Genomic DNA, 18655 nt, shown 5'->3' on the forward strand with positions numbered 1-18655 from the left:
GAATGACAGAGACGCTGAATTTGCGTGGTTCCACTCTGATTGAAGGCAAAAAGCCTCCCACTCTGAACGTTCTTTAACGGGAACGAATCGATAAAGCCTACTATAGTTCAGCTTTATGCTCAAAGGTGCATTTCAGTTTTGCCTAGGCTCAGACCACTTTCAGCCGGTGATGGTCCTCTCTTTAGAGCATGCGCCACTTACTTCTCCTTATCAACGCTTTTTCAATGTAAATACATTTTACAACGAACGAATCAATTGTCAATGAATTTCTATTTATTGCGCAAATTTTTCTACACGATCAATCGCTGTCTCTTTACCAATTAAGCAGATGGCATTTGGGAGCTCAGGTCCGTGTGTTTCACCCGTTGTGACAACACGGATTGGCATAAATAAATTTTTACCTTTATGACCTGTAGCTTTTTGCACAGCTTTAATAGCTGCTTTTACGGCATCTGGTGTAAATTCTTCTAACTCTTCAAGCTGTGCCTTAAATGCTGCCATTACCTCAGGTACTTGCTCTCCTGCTAAAACAGCTTTTGCTTCTTCATCATATTCAATATGATCCTTAAAGAATAGGCTAGATAATTCGACTATTTCTGCGCCAAAGCTCATTTGGTCATGGTAAAGCCCAATTAAATCTGTTGCCCATGCATGTTGCTCTGTTGTAAGTTCCTCTGGTAATAGGCCAGCTTTTTGCAAGTGAGGTAAAGTTAATGCTACCACTTCTTCTAAAGATAGTTTTTTAATATATTGATTATTCATCCATGTCAATTTTTGTTTATCAAACATAGATGGTGATTTAGAAAGACGTTTTTCATCAAAGATTTTAATAAATTCTTCTTTAGAGAAAATCTCTTCTTCCCCTTCTGGAGACCAACCAAGTAAAGCAAAGAAGTTGAACATCGCATCAGGAAGATACCCTAAATCCTTATATTGAGTGACAAACTGAATAATGGACTCATCACGTTTTGATAGTTTTTTGCGGTTTTCATTAATAATTAATGTCATATGTCCAAAGCGTGGGTACTCCCAACCAAATGCATCAAAAATCATCATTTGTTTAGGTGTATTAGATAAATGTTCTTCACCACGGAAAACATGAGAAATTTCCATAAAGTGATCGTCTAAAACTACAGCATAGTTATATGTTGGAATACCGTTAGCTTTTACAAGTACCCAGTCACCAATGTCTTTAGATTCAAATGTAACTTGTCCACGAACTAAATCTTCAAAATCATATGTTACATTTTCAGGTACACGCATACGGATTGTGTATGGCTCACCAGCAGCTTCTTTAGCTGCAACTTCCTCTGCAGAAAGATGGCGGCATGTACCATCATAAGTAGGAGCTGCTACACCTCTTGCTTTTTGTTCTTCACGAGATGCTTCCAGTTTTTCTGATGAACAGAAGCATTTGTAGGCTACACCTTGCTCTAATAGTTTTTCAGCGTGCTCTTTATAAATATCAAGACGCTCCATTTGACGATAAGGCGCATAAGGTCCACCAATATCAATGGACTCATCATATTCAATACCTAACCATTTTAGGTTATCTAGCTGAGATGCTTCTCCACCCTCTACATTACGTTCAATATCCGTATCTTCAATACGTACAATGAATTTACCGTTATGATGTTTTGCATATAAATAATTGAATAATGCTGTACGCGCTCCACCGATATGTAAAAAACCTGTTGGAGATGGCGCGTAACGAACGCGAACTTCTTTCGTCATATTAAAAGCCTCCTAAATTTTCGATCAAAAAATTGACTTTGTTCATTTTACCACTCTGTAACTGGAAATAAAAGCGGAGTTAACTCACATTTATTTCTTAATTAAAAGAATCGTTGCCATCGCTGCTATACCTTCCTCACGACCAGTAAAACCTAGACGTTCAGTTGTTGTCGCTTTGACATTTACTTGTGATGGTTCTGCATGCAACAATTCAGCGATACGATTTTGCATTTGTTCAATATATGGAGCCATTTTTGGTCGTTGTGCCATAATTGTACAATCGACATTACCTAAAATATACCCTTTATCCTCAACAATCTTCCAAATATATTCTAATAATTTTGCGGAATCTGCATCCTTAAATGCTGGATCTGTATCTGGAAAATGGCGACCAATATCGCCTTCGCCAATTGCTCCTAACGCTGCATCCGTAACAGTGTGTAATAAAACATCTGCATCTGAATGTCCGACTAGCCCTTTTTCATGCGGAATGGTAATGCCACCGATAATTAATGGACGACCTTCTTCAAATGCATGTACATCAAAACCTTGTCCAATTCGAAACATATGATAGAGAGACCACTTTTGCAATACATATGAACTTAATTAGCTCCTTGTCTGCCTAAAACGCAGTCTCATTCACCTTCTTTCACTTTTATATATTTATTCACTATTATACCCTCACATTTTAACATATTTCCTAGGAAATTGAGCTGATAGCAAATAGTGAGCATTTTCTTGTGCCTACAGACCCATTACACCTCTGCATGATTGCGTCTAGTTTTTTCTCTAATATTTACGAAAATATTTTACTACATCAAGATAAAATCTCATTAGCAACCATCGCTAATGAGATTTTTAGACTAACTACTATTCGTTTAATTGCAATGCTCGTTTTCGTAAAATAGCTTCTCCAAATATTAAATCCTCTTGCGTCGTTATTTTAACATTTTCATAGCTGCTTTCTACAATATGCACTGTATGTCCAAGGCGTTCAACTAGCATTGCTTCATCGGTGCCAAGAAAACCAACTTTATCCGCAACATTCTCTGCCTCAACAATTAAATCAAATTGGAAGGCTTGTGGCGTTTGAATCATCCATAAGCTATCACGATCTACTGTTTCTTCAATGACACCATTACGAACTTTTTTCATTGTATCTTTCGCTCGAACACCTGCAATAGCTGCACCAAAGTCTTGTGCACTTTGGACAAGGTTAGCAATAATGTCATGTGTAATAAAAGGCCGTGCCGCATCATGAACAAGCACAATGTCTACATGTTGCATTTCCTTCATACACGAATGTACAGAATGCTGTCGTTCAGCACCACCATCAGGCAAACCTTTGACTTTAGTAATACCATATTCATCAAGCAGTGCTTGAATATAAACACGCTCCTCTGGTTTTACCGCTAGCCAAATACCTGTGCAAAAAGGATCTTGCTGAAACACTTCTAACGTGTGTATCAGTATAGGCTTCTCTAAAAGTTTTAAAAATAATTTATTTTGTCCTGCCCCCATACGCTTACCGCTTCCTGCGGCAGGTAAAACTACTTCATATTGCATTTTTTCACATCCTAATCGTCCTTCGGCTTCGCAAATATCATTCGTCCGGCTGATGTCTGCAGTACACTCGTTACTGTTACTGTGATTGCCTGTCCTATATAGCTGCGACCGCCCTCTACAACAATCATCGTACCATCGTCTAAATAGGCTACACCTTGATTATGCTCTTTGCCATCCTTAATGACTACAACCTGCATATCTTCGCCTGGAATCACGACAGGCTTTACAGCATTCGCTAAGTCATTAATATTTAATACTTTTACATGATGTAGCTCACAGACTTTATTAAGGTTAAAATCATTTGTGACAATCTGAGTGTCGCTACCCATTTTCTTTGCCAGTCGTACAAGTTTTAAATCTACCTCTTGCACATCCTCAAAATCCTCATCTGTAATCTCAACATTCGTCTTACGTTCATCTTGTAATTTTCTTAAAATGTCTAAACCTCGACGACCTCTAGTGCGCTTTAAAGTATCTGAGGAATCAGCAATATGCTGAAGCTCTGTGAGGACAAACTGAGGCACAATTAGGATCCCTTCAATGAATCCTGTTTCAGAAATATCTGCAATACGACCATCAATAATGACACTTGTATCTAACAGTTTGTAACTTCCTCGCACTTCAGTAACCTCTGCACCCTCAGTAGCTTTTTTCTTCGTATGGTTGCTTCGTAAGGTAAAAAGCTGTATTAATTCATCCCTTTTTCTATAACCTAGACGGAAACCTAGATACCCTAATACAAATGACAAGATAATTGGGAGTACCTCTGTAATAACAGGGAATTTCACACTATCGATAGCGAAACCTAAGAAATAGGCTACAATTAGCCCAATTATTAAGCCTAGCGTACCAAATAATAAATCTCCGACTGGAACCTTAAACAGGACCTCTTCCATCCAGCTAATGAGCTTCACAAAATAATCAGAAAATGCAAATGATAATGTAAACAGTAAAAGCGCGCCTAATGCTACTGATACGTAAGGGTTATCAAGCCAAGGATTAGATGATAAATGAAGCAATTCGTATAATGGCGGTAAGAAAACAAGGCCCAATGCTCCTCCAATCAGTAAAAAAGCAATTTGAACAAATTTTTTCACAAGCTGTCACCTCCTATTGTTAGTTAAGATTATACATATTTTACTGTAGAAAATCTTTTATCAGCCCATCAAATTATCATTATTTTTGATGTCATGACAAGGGTAAAATATCTTGATTGATTTCCTTCAATTTCTCTTTCAAATCATATTTCCATTCTACATTAATTAGGACGCCTATCCCTTTACTTGAGTTTCCACTTTTAACGTCGAAAATGAAGGAAATGCATGTCAGATTATATCTAACATGCATGGTTTTCCCTATAACTCTCTAAAACAGGAATTTAATGCATCTTTTATAGTTTCTACACCGATAATTTCAATTCCTTGAGGAAAATCCCAACCACCAATATTCGATGTCGGAATAAAGACTCTTTTAAATCCAAGCTTTGCTGCTTCAATGACACGCTGTTCAATACGAGATACTCGACGTACCTCTCCTGTCAGACCCACTTCACCAATAAAGCAATCTGTTGCCCGCACAGCCTGATCCTTAAAGCTAGACACAATGCTTGTCAGAACAGCTAAATCTATGGCAGGTTCGTCTAATTTCACACCACCAGCAACTTTAATATATGCGTCCTGAGCTTGTAGCATGAGACCCATACGCTTTTCAAGTACTGCCATCAGCAGTTGCACTCGATTTTGATCAACCCCCGTTGCCATGCGTTTAGGGTAATTAAAGCTTGTAGGCGTTACTAGGGACTGAATTTCAACAAGGATTGGTCTTGTTCCTTCCATTGAAGCAACAATCGTCGAACCTGCCGCTCCTTGTGAACGCTCCTGCAAAAATAGCTCAGATGGGTTCAGAACTTCTTTTAACCCACCCTGTAGCATTTCAAATATGGCAATTTCATTTGTAGACCCGAAGCGGTTTTTTTGACTTCGTAAAATACGATGATTATGATGTCTTTCCCCTTCAAAATACAGCACTGTATCCACCATATGCTCTAAAATACGAGGCCCTGCAATTTGCCCCTCTTTCGTAACATGTCCAACCAAAAAGATAGCAATTCCTTTTGTCTTAGCAATTCGCATAAGCTCAGCTGTACACTCACGGACTTGTGAGACACTACCTGGGGCACTTGTAACCTCTGGATGAAAGACTGTTTGTATGGAATCAACGATAACAAATTTCGGCTGTACTTCCTCAATCGTTTGGTTTAAAAATTCTAGATTCGTTTCGGAATAGATGTATAGCTCTTGAGATATTACCCCTAAACGCTCGGCACGTAGTTTCGTTTGACGAATGGATTCCTCACCAGAAATATAGAGCACACGATGGCCTTTATTCGAGAGCAAGGCTGAAACTTGTAATAATAGTGTTGATTTCCCAATCCCAGGATCACCACCTATTAATACTAGAGAGCCAGGTACGATACCACCGCCTAATACGCGGTTCAGCTCGCCCATTTCTGTCGCTACACGAGACTCTTCACTAGCTTCCACCTGAATAATAGGGATTGCCTTTTGGGTAACTGTAGCAGAATGTTGGAATGCCCCACGTGGTCCTTTCGCAACAATCTCTACTTCCTCCACCATCTTATTCCATTCCCCACAGCCTGGACATCTTCCCATCCATTTTGCAGATTCATAGCCACAGCCTGAACAGACAAATTTCGTTTTTTTCTTTGCCAATTTTCTTTCACCTCGAATATTTGTTCTTATATTAATTGTACAAAAAAAAAGACAGCTTGGCACTTAAAGCCTCACTGTCTTTTAGATGGAATTATTTAGAGATAGAAACTCCCTCTTTTTTCTGCACGATAAATTCATCGTTCACGTAATCAATGACAACATGATTGCCCTTCTCCACATTACCTTTAAGTAATTCTTCTGATAATCGGTCTTCTACTTGTTTTTGTAATGCTCGACGTAGTGGGCGAGCACCATATTGTGGGTCATAGCCCTCCTGTGCAATCTTTTCAAGCGCTGCATCTGTTAATTCTAATGAAATATCTTGCTCTTTCAAACGTTTTGTTAGAGCGTTCCCCATCATAGCAATGATTTCTTTCAAATGCTCTTTATCTAATGAATGGAAGACAATCATTTCATCGATTCGGTTTAAGAATTCTGGGCGGAATGCTTTTTTCAATTCTTCCAGCATCGTCCCCTTCATATCTTTATGTTTAGAATCTGCACCGCCTACATTGAAACCAAGGCTTTTTTGATATTTAAGAGCATCCGCACCAACATTGGAAGTCATAATGACTACTGTGTTACGGAAGTCTACTACACGACCCTTAGAGTCCGTCAAACGACCATCTTCAAGCACTTGCAGTAGAATATTGAAAACATCAGGGTGTGCTTTTTCAATTTCATCTAGTAATACGACAGAATATGGTTTACGACGAACTTTTTCAGTCAATTGACCACCATCATCGAAGCCTACATAGCCTGGAGGTGAACCTACTAAACGAGAAGTCGAATGTTTCTCCATGTACTCAGACATATCGACACGAATCATAGCATCTTCATCACCAAACATTACTTCAGCAAGCGCTCTTGCAAGCTCTGTTTTACCAACACCTGTAGGTCCTAAGAAAATAAATGAACCGATTGGTCGTTTTGGATCTTTTAAGCCTGCTCTTGCACGACGGATCGCACGGGAAATGGCTTCTACTGCTTCACCTTGCCCTACAACGCGTTTGTGTAGCTCTCCCTCAAGTTGTAATAATTTCGAAGATTCTTCTGAAGCAATTTTAGCTACAGGAATTCCTGTCCACATCGATACAACTGCTGCAACATCATCTACAGTTACTTTGGACTCGGCTTTGCCTTGCTCTTCTTTCCAATTTTTCCGTGTAGCTTCAATCTCATCTTTTAGCTTTTGCTCAGTATCTCTTAGTGCTGCAGCCTTTTCAAACTCTTGGCCTGATACAGCGGCATTCTTTTCAGAACGAACATTTTCAAGCTTATCTTCAAGAGCCTTTAAGTTTGGTGGCACCGCGAATGAACGTAAGCGTACTTTTGATCCCGCTTCATCAATTAAATCAATTGCTTTATCAGGTAAGAAACGGTCTGAGATATATCGATCACCCATTTTTGCCGCTGCTTCAATCGCTTCATCTGTAATTTTCACACGGTGATGTGCTTCATAGCGGTCACGTAAACCTTGAATAATTAGAATAGCTTCTTCTACTGTTGGTTCATCCACTTGGATCGGTTGGAAACGACGCTCTAATGCCGCATCTTTTTCAATATATTTACGATATTCATCAAGTGTTGTGGCACCGATACATTGAAGCTCACCACGCGCTAAGGACGGTTTTAAAATATTTGATGCATCAATCGCACCTTCCGCACCACCTGCACCGATTAAAGTATGCAATTCATCAATAAATAAAATGATATTGCCAGCCTGGCGAATTTCATCCATCACTTTTTTCAAACGGTCCTCAAACTCACCACGATATTTTGTACCTGCAACGACAGTTCCCATATCCAGTGTCATAACTCGTTTGTCTCGAAGAATTTCTGGTACTTCATTATTAATAATTTGCTGTGCTAACCCTTCAGCAATAGCTGTTTTACCAACACCTGGCTCACCAATTAGGACAGGGTTATTTTTTGTACGACGCGACAATACTTCGATAACACGTGTGATTTCTTTACTTCGACCAATAACAGGGTCTAATGTACCTTCACGAGCGATTTGAGTTAAATCACGTGCTAGGCTATCTAATGTTGGTGTATTCGCAGCTTGAGCCGCTTGTTGACCAGATTGTGCGTTATCGTTATTCCCTAATAACAATAAAACTTGCTGACGTGCTTTATTTAAGCCCACACCCGCATTGTTTAAAACGCGTGCTGCCACACCTTCTCCTTCACGTATAAGTGCTAATAATAAATGTTCTGTACCGATATACGAATGCCCTAATTTACGTGATTCGTCAACTGATAATTCAATTACTTTCTTAGCTCGTGGCGTATAGTGAACGATTGGGCCAACATCTTCTTTACCTTTACCAACTAATTCTTCAATACCTGCTTCAATCATTTGAGGACTAATATCAATAGCTTCTAACGCTTTCGCAGCAATACCGCCGCCCTCACGTATAAGTCCTAATAAAATATGCTCTGTACCAATAGATTCGTGCTTCCAACGAATAGCCTCTTCCTGAGCAAGCTGTAATACTTTTTGCGCGCGTTGTGTAAAACGATTAAACATCATATAAATCCTCTCCTTTTTCCCCATTAATAGGCTTATTCGCGTGTGTTTGAGATAATGCCTCACGAAGCATTTCAGCTCTTACACGATCACGTTCAGCAGGCGGTAATGCCTCACCTGCATAATGCTGTAAAAAACCTGGTTGCATACTAACAACACACTCGTTTAAAGTTGTTGCTTGTATACCTTCAATCAACTGTAAGTCGACGCCTAAACGAACATTCGATAGACAGGTTGCCGCTTCCTCACTTGTTAAAATTCTTGCATAAGTAAGGGTACCTAAAGCTCGATATACTCGGTCTTCTAAAGCAAGCTCTGCTTTTTCCATCAATCTGCCTCTCGCATGCCGTTCTTTTTGAATAATTTTTTCAGCAACACTTTGTATATCTGCTAAAATATCCTCTTCTGTCTTTCCAAGTGTAATTTGGTTAGACACTTGATAAACATTTCCCAAATTTTCGCTTCCTTCACCATATATACCTCTTACGGTCATTCCTAAGCGTGTCATGGCATTAATAATTTGATTCATCTGTCCAGTTAATGTAAGAGCAGGCAAATGCATCATGACAGATGCTCGAAGCCCACTACCAATATTTGTTGGACAGCTCGTTAAATAACCAAAGGTATCTCGAAATGCATAGGGTAAGACCTTCTCTAGGATACGGTCAATTTTATCTGCTTGTTCATAGGCACTCTGAAGTTGAAAACTCGCTGTCATACATTGAATGCGTAAATGATCCTCTTCATTCACCATAATACTCACAGATTCATCTTCTGACAGAAGCACGGAGCCCACCTGCTCTTTTTTGGCAAGCTGTGGACTAATCAAATGCTTTTCTACAAGAATTTGACGTTGCAAAGGTGTTAAATCATTTATAGCAAAATAAGCATAATCATTTTGAAGTGTTGGACTATCGCTTACTGCATGTGTAACTGCCTGTTCCACCTGTAATGCCTCGTTCTCTGAGAATGCTAATGGAAAACGAAATCCATCTAAGTTTCGAGCAAGGCGAATACGTGTGCTAATGACAATATCCGAATAATCGTCTTCTATACGCATCCAAGTAGGTGTCGCACGCTCTAAAAACGATTCAATCATCATGACACATCACCACCTTCAAATTGTAGCTGCTTCTCAAGCTCTTTGGCTTCATCGCGAAGCTTTGCTGCCTCTTCGAATTGTTCTTCATCTACAGCTAACTTCATACGTTTACGAATATCCTCAATTTGCTTTTTAATTACATACACATTACTGCGGGCACCTGGCATTTTACCAATATGTTGGGGACCAGCCTGTATGCGATTAAAGAGCTTAGGTAAATGTTCACTAAAAGTGTCATAACAACTTGGGCAACCAAACTTACCTTCTTTTAAAAATTGCTTATACGTAAATTCACATTGTGGACATGTTTGTTGTTGCGGCTGCGTTTGTTGTTTTTCCCCTACCTTTTGCCATGTAGGTGAGCCAAACCAGTTAGATAGTAACTGTTGTATGGAAACTGGCTCTTGTTTAAATTCTGCATGAAATGGATGGAACTGTGAGGCGCAGACGTCACAATAATGGTGCTCCACCTTTTGCCCATTTTGAACTTGTGTTACAGTAACTGTCGCATTACGTTGTTTACAATGTTCACATATCATTTCCATCACCTCACTATTTCTGCTGCTCGTATTTTATAGTTGTCAGCATCGCCCGCAATATTTTTGCACGAATAACATCTCTTAGAGGGAGATGTAAGTCGATTGTTGAGCGGTCAATTGCTGCTAACATTAACTTCGCTTCTCGCTTTGAAATTACCTGCTCATCGATGAGCCTATACACTAAATCTTCTGCCATTGTTTGCGATGCCCCACCTTCTATATGCCGGAGAACATCATCGATTAAATCAATCTGTGAATTCGCGCGGACACGTAAAATTCGAATGTATCCACCACCACCTCGCTTGCTCTCCACAAGGTAACCTCGCTCGGCAGTAAATCTTGTATTGATAACATAATTTATTTGTGACGGTACACATTGAAATTTATCAGCAATTTCACTACGTTTTATTTCAATATGCCCTTCTCCACCTAATTCAAGTACTTGCTTTAAGTAACCTTCTATGATGTCTGATATATTACGCATTTTAGGAATACACCTCGCTTGCTTCACTGACTTTGACTATCTTTGACTTTCTTTGAGTATATTATACAAAACGCTTGAAAAAAATTGCAATGATTTCGCCCAGAGAAAAAATGATAAGTCTTAAAAAGTAGATTTAAGCGTAGAAAAAGGCACTGTTTAGTGGTTATCGATCATACTTATTTGCTTACTACACCTAATGTACCCTTTTTGGCCATAGAAAAAACGCAAGCATATGCATCTAGCATATACTTGCGTCTATGAAAATTATACCCAACGACCAACAATTGGATAACGCCAAGGCTCATCAGATAATGCTTTGACGATACCGATGATCGGTGCCACGATAAACATAATACCGAACACGACTAAAAATGGTAAGCCAATTACGATAAAACTTAAAACACCAGAGACAGCTATTAAAATACCCATAACAAGTTGGAAAAGCAATGCTTGAATAGAGATAGCCTTCACTTCCTCATCCGAACTTATTAAAAAGAAGATAATGGGAACTAACCATGGCGCAAAAAACGCACTTGCGTGTATGATTACTTTAGACCATTTATTCTCCATATATATCAACCCTTTCTTTATACATTGTCTATTGTTTTATGTACTACTATTTACGGAACTATACCCGCAATAGTTTCAATTTAGAGTGGATTTATAAAAAATTTTTGAAAGGCCGTGATGAGAGATGGAATTCAACAACATATTAGCAAATGAATATGAAAAGGGGATTCGCCGTACTCTACCAAGCTATGATGCTATGCTTCGTTTAATACAAACTTTTTATCGATCCATATTGCCTGAACACGCTGACATATTGATTGTTGGTGCAGGAAGTGGCAATGAAATATTACAGCTAGCTGAAGGTAATCCACATTGGGCATTCACAGGTATTGATCCGTCAGAACCGATGCTCAATATAGCAAAAGAACGTCTACAATCGCTCCCCAATGATCTGTCATTCTATCAAGGAACGATGCTGGACACTCATCTTCCAACCATAAAATTTGATGCAGCAAGCTGTGTACTCGTCCTCCATTTTATTCGAGGATATGAAGCAAAGCTGTCAACCTTGAAAGAAATCGCACACCATTTAAAGCCTGGAGCGCCGTTTGTCCTTGTTTCAAAATATGGTCAACCTGGTTCTATCGAAACGGAACTACAATTCGATTTATGGCGTTCCTATTGGCTACAACATACTAAATTATCAGTTCCCGATGTAATGGAAATGGAAAAATCCATCCGTGCCCTTTCATTTATGCCTGAAGAGGATATTTTAACATTATTACAAGAAGCAGGCTTTATAAAACCTTCTAGATTTTTTACCACTACTTTGTTTGGTGGTTGGGTATGCTTTAAAGAGGAGCATTAAATATACATTTCGTAGTAAATACTTAGAGGTGAAAGCTGTGATAAGTACCATTGGAATTACAAAAAAACAACAACTGCTAAAGGATTTCCCTTTGGAAACCATCCATCAACAAGAGTTCGAGTGGTACTGGGTTGATTTTGACTGTCCAACTGCAGAGGAAGAATCATTGCTAGATTCATTTTTTCATTTCCACCCACTAGCTATTGAAGATTGCTTAATGCGATTACAACGTCCGAAGCTCGATTTTTATGATGATTTTCATTTTTTCGTCATTCATCGATTAAACGAGGAGACATTAGCCGCAGAAGAGGTGAATATTTTTGCCTCTAATAAGTATATTGTGACCTTTCATAAGAACCCTGTTCCCGAAATAGAGAAGGTACAAAAGATGTTGGAAAGCCAGCCAAAGAATTGGGAACGTGGCACTGTCTACTTAACATATCAAACCATTGATAAAATTGTTGATAGTTATTTCCCGCTTGTTTATAAAATTGAAGATCATCTAAATGCACTAGAAGGTGAGCTTACATACCAAAGCAACGTAAATGCCATGAAGATTGTCTTCGAGTTTCGTAGTGATTTGCTCGACTTAAGGCGCGCTATTTTACCAATGCGTGACCTGTTATATCGAGTGCTTAATTCTTACCGTTTTTCCTTAAACAAATCAGAAAGAGCTTATTTTGGAGATATATACGACCATCTGCTAAAGCTAACAGAAATGGTTGAATCGAATCGAGAGCTGACTGCAGATATGCGGGATAGTTATATGGCTATGAGCTCAAGCCGCATGAACGGCATTATGATGACTTTAACAATCGTGTCTACCATCTTCATACCGCTAACTTTTATTGCTGGAGTTTATGGGATGAATTTTGATAATATGCCTGAGCTACATGGACAATACAGCTACTTCATTATCTTAGGTATTATGATTATTATTGTAATGGCTATGCTTGCCATCTTTAAACATAAAGGCTGGTTTAAATTATTTAAGCCTTAATTTACACAAAAAGCTGCTCGTTTTACAACAAAACGAGCAGCTTCATTTATGACTATTAATAGGGACCACGGTCATCAATTTTATTGTCACCTTGCTGTGGGAATAAAAAGTATGCGAGCACACCTGACCCTAAGGTTGCACAAATTGTAATTAACAGTTTTTCAACTTCTGGAACTTCCGCATAATAGTTTCGTAACATATAGACGGAACCAATCGCAACAATAACCATGACTGGAATAATAAATTTAAAGCGTTTCTTCTCCATATAGTACTTCCTCCTACCATCTTTCACGTTCAGTTTTTATCTTCTTAAACAGTACGTATTTTACAGGTTTCCCAATTTAAATTCAAATTTACTTTGCTTCACCTTTTGGACTGACAATAAAGTAAAAAAATAAAGAAATAACCAAATTTTTATCCAAATATTCAGCAAATAATAGTAAAATAGATTTAATACCATTTATTTATCAAATTTACAGACCTAACAAAATTAGAAGTGCATTTTACTCACAATTATTATGGATATTAAGAATGGAGCAAACAATAATGAGTTGGTTTTCAAAAAACAGCAGTTCTAGCTACTCAATTACTTTAACACCTGAAAATTTTAAGGGCCATGTACAATTAGATGTTTCAAACCACCCAAATCTTCAAAAGCAATTACAGCTTTTAAATTTAACAATTGAGGATTTAGCCATTATTAAGCAACTACAACCGTTAGCTAAGGATTTAATTCCAGCGATGGTGGAGCAATTTTATGCAGCCATTAGTTTGAGCCAAGATTTACTAGATATTATTAATAGAACCTCGCATATCGATCGATTAAAAGTTACGTTACATAAGCATTTAAGCGATATTTTTGAAAGTCATATTCATGACGCCTATATTGCCGAAAGAAAAGCCATCGCTGAAACCCATGTTCGAATTGGCTTACAATCGAAATGGTATATCGCCTCATTCCAATCTCTTACTTCTACGTTCACAAACTTTGTGAATGAAGTGGATATCTCAAAGAATGACGCTATTCGCGCTATAAATGCATTTTGTAAAATCATTAATTTTGAACAACAGCTTGTTATCGAGGCTTATGAAAAAGAGGAAGATCGGATTCGAACAGCGGCTGACCAAACGAAAAATGCCCTTGTTACGACAATTCAGAGTACAGCAGAGGAGCTTAATGCCATTAGTGAAGAAACGGCTGCATCATTATTAGTGATTTCCTCACAAACAGATGATATTGCAGAAGCAACAACGCAAGGATTGAGCTTCGTCGCAGATACACAGGAAAAGTCTAAACGTGGTCAACAGCAGCTGAAAGAACAAAATGATTTAATTCAAGTTATTTTACAAAGCGTAAACAGCCTTGAGGTAACTATGAATCAGCTACGTACATCCTCTCAAAAAATTTCAGAGATAGTAGGACTTGTCACAGGCATTGCTGATCAAACAAATTTATTAGCTTTAAATGCATCTATTGAGGCTGCTCGAGCTGGGGAACACGGTAAAGGTTTCGCGGTTGTAGCAGAAGAAGTGCGAAAGCTTGCTGAAGAAACAAAAAATGCTGTGCAAAATGTTTCGCACCTTATTAAAGAAACTGAAGGTAATATTACGACGATGGCAAATTCAGTTATTAATGTTGACCAAAAAATTCAACATAGCGTCAATACACAAGAAAACTTATCTAAATCGTTTAATGATATTGCGGATGCCGTATCTGGTATTCAGCAACAATATGTTCATACATCTAGAGATATTTCAGCTATTTCTAATTTAATTACTGAATTATCCCAAGGGGCAACGCTTGTATCCTCTTCTTCTGATTCACTCATTAATGTGGTCAATGAACTAAATATGTAAAAAAACTAAGGGAGCCCCACCGTTTAAGTGAAGCTCCCTTTATCTTTAATGCGGCAATGCACGCTTTTGTTTACGATGTTCACGTCTTGCTGGCCCTGTCTCAAATAAACGTTTTTCCTCATCAGTTTCAGGATAAATTGCAGGTACTGGTACGGGTTTCCCTTCCTCATTTACTGCAACCATTGTTACAAATGATTCTGTCGTTAATTTTTCCTCACCAGTCTCAATATTGCGAGAAACAACGCGAACGTAAACCTCCATTGAAGAACGTCCTGTAGAGGAAACAATACTTTCAATTTCAAGAATATCTCCTACATGGGCAGCTGATAAAAAATCGACTGAGTCTATAGAAGCTGTGACTACAAGTCCCTTCGCATGTTTCATCGCTGTAATAGCAGCAATTTCATCAATATAAGCTAACACTCTTCCACCGAAAATAGAATTGTGATTGTTTGTGTCTGGGGGTAATACGAGACGCGATTGAACCGTACGTGATTGGCTCATTGGTACAGCGTTGTTTGTCATATTTCTTGTAACTTCCCTTCATGTATGTTCTTTCGTCATCGTATCGCAGAAAAAGAGCTTATGCAAATTTAGAACGATTTTTTCATGGTAATAAATTTCATGTCAGTCATTTCTTCAATGGCCCATTTAATTCCTTCACGCCCATAACCACTCATCTTCACACCACCATATGGCATATTATCTACTCGGAATGTTGGAACATCATTAATAATGACAGCACCCGCTTGTAATTCGTCTGCTGCATATAAGGCATCTGACAATATATTCGTGTAAATACCCGCATTTAAGCCAAGGTCCGACTCGTTCACAAGTCGAATCGCGTCATCTAATGTTTCATATGAAACAATTGAGACGATTGGCGCGAATGTTTCCTGACAAACGATCTTCATATCAGCAGTCACATTCGTCATAACAGTTGGCGTTAATGTACGTTCTGTAAATACTCCCCCAGTTGCAATAACTGCTCCTTGTTCCTGTGCTTCTTCAATCCACTCTTTAATTCGCCCAACCTCATTCGAGTTGATCATGGCACTTACATCTGTATTTTTATCTAATGGATCTCCTACCACAAGCTTTTCAGTTTCCGCTACAAATGCTTCTGTAAATTCATCAATAATAGAAAAATGTACATAAATACGCTGTAACGAAATACATACTTGTCCAGCAAAGTTAAAGGCACCACTCACACAACGACTTATAATTTTATTAATAGGTGTCGATGGTTCGACAATGACAGCTGCATTAGAACCAAGCTCTAAAGTTACTTTACGTAAGCCGATTTTTTCTTTAATCCCTAACCCAACTTTACCACTACCCGTAAATGTCACCTTTTTGACGTGAGGATGTGTAACCAATGTATCACTAAGCTCACCGCCACTTCCTGTCACAATCTGCAATGCTCCATCTGGTAAACCTGCTTCACGAAAAATCTCTGCCATAACAAGGGAACTTAATGGTGTTTGTGTTGCTGGTTTCAAAACAACTGTATTACCTACTGCAAACGCTGGCCCTAATTTATGCGCCACTAAATTGAATGGAAAATTAAACGGCGTAATGGCTGAAATTACTCCCAACGGTTCTCTCTTTGTCCAGCCTATACGATCTCCCGCTCCAGGCGCCGCATCCATCGGTACGGTTTCACCTTTTGGTTGTTTGGCACCCTCTGCTGCAAATTGATATGTGGCAATTGTACGATCAATCTCCGCTATCCCTGCTGTCAAAGGTTTACCTGCTTCTAATGCTAAAATCTCTGCAAATTCTTCTTTTCGTTGTCGCATAAGGTCGACAACTTTATATAATATTTCGGCACGCTCGTAGGCTGTCGTCTGTTTAAACGAATGGAATGCTTGCTGTGCACCATCGATCGCTCTCTCCACATCTTGAATAGATGCCTTTGCCACTTGAGCAATAACCTCTCCACTATATGGAGATTTTAGCTCATAGCTTTCCTTTGCATCTTGCCATTGACCATTAATCCACAGTTTTGTTTCCTTCATCCTTCAAATGCACCTCCAAATAATTTTTCTCCTCCATTCTATCACGAAGAGCTCGAACTAGATGCAATGGCGGCTGCGTTAACTGCTGCTATCATAGCAGCATGCTGAGCTTGAATAAATAATTCAATAGATGACATAATGGTCATGGACAGTGATTTTTGTACTTTAGCCATATCATAAATAGCTATTTGTATAGCCATAAAGAGAACAAATTCTCGATGCCATTTTAATATTTTTAAATCCTTTAACTCATGATATAAATTTATAACATCTTGCAATTGATTATGATTAAGATCTAGTATGGCTAAAAATCCAAGTAAAGGATAATGCATGGCCTTTACTTTGACATTTTGTTTTTTAAGCGTATCACGAATAATCACAACATTCGGCACTAGCTGACGATCAAATTGTGGAGATAAGAAAGTTAATACCTGTGACAGCCATTGAAGTTCATTACCTGCATTAAAGTTATATGTTCGTAATTCTTTATAGTAGCGATTCATGGTTTCTGCACGTAGTTCCACATCATCAGATGGACTACTTAATAACACGACATATGGAATGTCTTCATACGATGTTAAAAATGGGTGATGATTACGTATAGCATCAAATAAAGCCCTAGCTGCATGTGCATGCGCATTTTTATCCTCTGTCAAAAACTGCGCCCCAATATAACTAAAATTACCACTTCTAAATTTCGCTTCCTTTAAAGCATTCACATTTGTTAATAAATCCTTTACCGCTTCTTCAGCATCCCCTTGCTCCATTAAGTTAGCGGCAATGCTATATCCTACGGTTGTTCTTAAGGGAGACATCCACGAGGATTGTTTCTTCATTTCCTGTAAGATATTTTTATATTGAACGGCATCAAAATTTTTTCCTGACGCAACAAACGTACTAGCAATCGCCAAAACAATTTTACGATCCACTGTCCATCCTACAGCTTTCGATACATCCTCTACCGTATTTGTAAATTCATTTTCTATCATCACGTAATCCATATTTTGCACACTCCTTTACCAATTTTACGTTACATCATGTGGGAAGGATTCATCTTGTTTGTAACAATTAACATAAAAAGTAAACTTAATTTAATATATGTTACTTAATTTTTTTGATTTAATAGGAAATATTAAACAACCATAAAAGGAGGCATTAACGTTGATAACAAAAACCACTCGAAAATTATTATTTTCCGTGACCTTAAAAGACCGTTTACAGCTATTTTTATTTTTACGCAACTCGTCTAACAATATAGCTTTACATACCCTTTTTTCTAAAAATTAATACGAAAAAACAGCGGCAAAGTCTTTTGCCGCTGTACAAATACTCGTTAAATTAACCCTAGCTCTTGTAATTCCTCTGATGTGAAGGCTCTTGATCTTGTTAAGAAACGTTTTCCTTCTACACCCTCTAGTGAGAACATGCCACCCCTACCTTCCACTACGTCCAGTATGATCTGGGTATGTTTCCAGTAATCATATTGATTTTTATGCATGTAGAACGGAGCTCCACCTATTACCCCCAGACATATATCCTGATCACCTAATAGCAAGTCACCTTCAGGATAACACATGGGTGAAGAGCCATCACAGCATCCGCCTGATTGATGAAACATAACAGGCCCATGTTTCTCTTTTAATAGCTCGATGAGTGCCAGCGCTTCTGCCGTGGCTAATACACGTTCGACCACGCTCATGCACCTCCCT

The 18655-nt window shown here is 38.5% G+C and carries 18 protein-coding genes, 1 pseudogene and 1 other annotated feature; of the genes and pseudogenes, 4 read left to right on the forward strand and 15 right to left on the reverse strand.

Features of this window, described 5'->3' with window-relative positions:
• Positions 1–4 precede the first annotated feature (4 nt).
• Positions 5–223: a binding site (T-box leader), on the reverse strand.
• A 50-nt stretch (positions 224–273) separates the two neighbouring features.
• The 10 genes from gltX to AO843_RS05605 form a co-directional block, all read right to left on the reverse strand.
• Entirely contained in the window at positions 274–1734 is a 1461-nt protein-coding gene (gene gltX, locus AO843_RS05560) for a glutamate--tRNA ligase (protein WP_054610149.1), read from the reverse strand.
• Between the two features lie 90 nt (positions 1735–1824).
• Positions 1825–2301, reverse strand: a complete 477-nt coding sequence (gene ispF, locus AO843_RS05565; RefSeq protein WP_025116461.1) for a 2-C-methyl-D-erythritol 2,4-cyclodiphosphate synthase — start codon at positions 2299–2301, stop codon at positions 1825–1827.
• Positions 2302–2604: 303 nt separating this feature from the next.
• The gene (ispD, locus tag AO843_RS05570; RefSeq protein WP_054610150.1) at positions 2605–3300 is read right to left on the reverse strand and encodes a 2-C-methyl-D-erythritol 4-phosphate cytidylyltransferase; all 696 of its coding nucleotides are present in this window, start codon (positions 3298–3300) and stop codon (positions 2605–2607) included.
• 11 nt (positions 3301–3311) lie between these two features.
• Positions 3312–4397 carry a PIN/TRAM domain-containing protein gene (locus AO843_RS05575; protein ID WP_054610151.1) on the reverse strand — a complete coding sequence of 362 codons (1086 nt, stop codon included), beginning with the start codon at positions 4395–4397 and terminating at the stop codon, positions 3312–3314.
• 258 nt (positions 4398–4655) lie between these two features.
• On the reverse strand, positions 4656–6032 hold the full coding sequence (radA, locus tag AO843_RS05580) for a DNA repair protein RadA (RefSeq protein WP_054610152.1): 1377 nt from the start codon (positions 6030–6032) through the stop codon (positions 4656–4658).
• Positions 6033–6123: 91 nt separating this feature from the next.
• Positions 6124–8568 carry an ATP-dependent Clp protease ATP-binding subunit gene (locus AO843_RS05585; RefSeq protein WP_054610153.1) on the reverse strand — a complete coding sequence of 815 codons (2445 nt, stop codon included), beginning with the start codon at positions 8566–8568 and terminating at the stop codon, positions 6124–6126.
• Complete coding sequence (locus tag AO843_RS05590) at positions 8558–9667, reverse strand: protein arginine kinase (protein ID WP_054610154.1); 1110 nt, start codon at positions 9665–9667, stop codon at positions 8558–8560. The genes AO843_RS05585 and AO843_RS05590 overlap by 11 nt, the downstream gene beginning before the upstream one ends.
• Entirely contained in the window at positions 9664–10206 is a 543-nt protein-coding gene (locus AO843_RS05595) for a UvrB/UvrC motif-containing protein (protein ID WP_054610155.1), read from the reverse strand. Before AO843_RS05595 ends, AO843_RS05590 begins: the two co-directional genes overlap by 4 nt.
• A 13-nt stretch (positions 10207–10219) precedes the next feature.
• On the reverse strand, positions 10220–10690 hold the full coding sequence (locus AO843_RS05600; RefSeq protein ID WP_054610156.1) for a CtsR family transcriptional regulator: 471 nt from the start codon (positions 10688–10690) through the stop codon (positions 10220–10222).
• Positions 10691–10954: 264 nt separating this feature from the next.
• A complete protein-coding gene (locus tag AO843_RS05605) occupies positions 10955–11260 on the reverse strand; it encodes a DUF4870 domain-containing protein (RefSeq protein ID WP_054610157.1) in 306 nt (101 codons plus the stop codon).
• Between the two features lie 124 nt (positions 11261–11384).
• Between AO843_RS05605 and AO843_RS05610 the strand changes: the two genes are divergently transcribed.
• Together AO843_RS05610 and corA are read left to right on the forward strand one after the other, a co-directional pair.
• Entirely contained in the window at positions 11385–12068 is a 684-nt protein-coding gene (locus tag AO843_RS05610) for a class I SAM-dependent methyltransferase (RefSeq protein WP_054610158.1), read from the forward strand.
• A gap of 37 nt (positions 12069–12105) precedes the next feature.
• Positions 12106–13068, forward strand: a complete 963-nt coding sequence (corA, locus tag AO843_RS05615) for a magnesium/cobalt transporter CorA (protein ID WP_054610159.1) — start codon at positions 12106–12108, stop codon at positions 13066–13068.
• 55 nt (positions 13069–13123) lie between these two features.
• Here the strand turns inward: corA and AO843_RS05620 are convergent, their stop codons facing one another.
• Positions 13124–13333, reverse strand: coding sequence for a hypothetical protein (locus AO843_RS05620; RefSeq protein ID WP_054610160.1), 210 nt, complete (start codon positions 13331–13333; stop codon positions 13124–13126).
• Positions 13334–13614: 281 nt separating this feature from the next.
• Between AO843_RS05620 and AO843_RS25535 the strand changes: the two are divergent.
• Positions 13615–14160, forward strand: a pseudogene (locus AO843_RS25535) (protoglobin family protein); the annotation flags it as partial.
• Positions 14161–14280: 120 nt separating this feature from the next.
• On the forward strand, positions 14281–14925 hold the full coding sequence (locus tag AO843_RS25540) for a methyl-accepting chemotaxis protein (RefSeq protein WP_231630088.1): 645 nt from the start codon (positions 14281–14283) through the stop codon (positions 14923–14925).
• A 45-nt stretch (positions 14926–14970) separates the two neighbouring features.
• On the opposite strand, the gene AO843_RS05630 is transcribed toward AO843_RS25540, so the two are convergent.
• From AO843_RS05630 to AO843_RS05645, 4 genes are all read right to left on the reverse strand, one after another.
• Positions 14971–15450, reverse strand: coding sequence for an acyl-CoA thioesterase (locus AO843_RS05630; RefSeq protein WP_025116473.1), 480 nt, complete (start codon positions 15448–15450; stop codon positions 14971–14973).
• A 68-nt stretch (positions 15451–15518) separates the two neighbouring features.
• On the reverse strand, positions 15519–16946 hold the full coding sequence (locus tag AO843_RS05635) for an aldehyde dehydrogenase family protein (protein ID WP_054610162.1): 1428 nt from the start codon (positions 16944–16946) through the stop codon (positions 15519–15521).
• Positions 16947–16987: 41 nt separating this feature from the next.
• Entirely contained in the window at positions 16988–17947 is a 960-nt protein-coding gene (locus tag AO843_RS05640; protein ID WP_054610163.1) for a DUF4003 family protein, read from the reverse strand.
• Positions 17948–18279: 332 nt separating this feature from the next.
• Positions 18280–18639 (reverse strand): DUF779 domain-containing protein, encoded by a 360-nt coding sequence (locus AO843_RS05645; RefSeq protein ID WP_054610164.1) that lies wholly within the window; start codon positions 18637–18639, stop codon positions 18280–18282.
• Between the last annotated feature and the right edge of the window lie 16 nt (positions 18640–18655).

Source organism: Lysinibacillus sp. ZYM-1, from assembly GCF_001308875.1.
Classification (GTDB): Bacteria; Bacillota; Bacilli; order Bacillales_A; family Planococcaceae; genus Lysinibacillus.

Coding starts and splice junctions, on each gene's coding strand:
- gltX (WP_054610149.1), bottom strand. CDS start 1,734: ATGACGAAAGAAGTTCGCGTTCGTTACGCGCCATCTCCAACAGGTTTT.
- ispF (WP_025116461.1), bottom strand. CDS start 2,301: ATGTTTCGAATTGGACAAGGTTTTGATGTACATGCATTTGAAGAAGGT.
- ispD (WP_054610150.1), bottom strand. CDS start 3,300: ATGCAATATGAAGTAGTTTTACCTGCCGCAGGAAGCGGTAAGCGTATG.
- AO843_RS05585 (WP_054610153.1), bottom strand. CDS start 8,568: ATGATGTTTAATCGTTTTACACAACGCGCGCAAAAAGTATTACAGCTT.
- AO843_RS05590 (WP_054610154.1), bottom strand. CDS start 9,667: ATGATGATTGAATCGTTTTTAGAGCGTGCGACACCTACTTGGATGCGT.
- AO843_RS05595 (WP_054610155.1), bottom strand. CDS start 10,206: ATGATATGTGAACATTGTAAACAACGTAATGCGACAGTTACTGTAACA.
- AO843_RS05600 (WP_054610156.1), bottom strand. CDS start 10,690: ATGCGTAATATATCAGACATCATAGAAGGTTACTTAAAGCAAGTACTT.
- AO843_RS05605 (WP_054610157.1), bottom strand. CDS start 11,260: ATGGAGAATAAATGGTCTAAAGTAATCATACACGCAAGTGCGTTTTTT.
- AO843_RS05610 (WP_054610158.1), top strand. CDS start 11,385: ATGGAATTCAACAACATATTAGCAAATGAATATGAAAAGGGGATTCGC.
- AO843_RS05620 (WP_054610160.1), bottom strand. CDS start 13,333: ATGGAGAAGAAACGCTTTAAATTTATTATTCCAGTCATGGTTATTGTT.
- AO843_RS05630 (WP_025116473.1), bottom strand. CDS start 15,450: ATGACAAACAACGCTGTACCAATGAGCCAATCACGTACGGTTCAATCG.
- AO843_RS05635 (WP_054610162.1), bottom strand. CDS start 16,946: ATGAAGGAAACAAAACTGTGGATTAATGGTCAATGGCAAGATGCAAAG.
- AO843_RS05640 (WP_054610163.1), bottom strand. CDS start 17,947: ATGGATTACGTGATGATAGAAAATGAATTTACAAATACGGTAGAGGAT.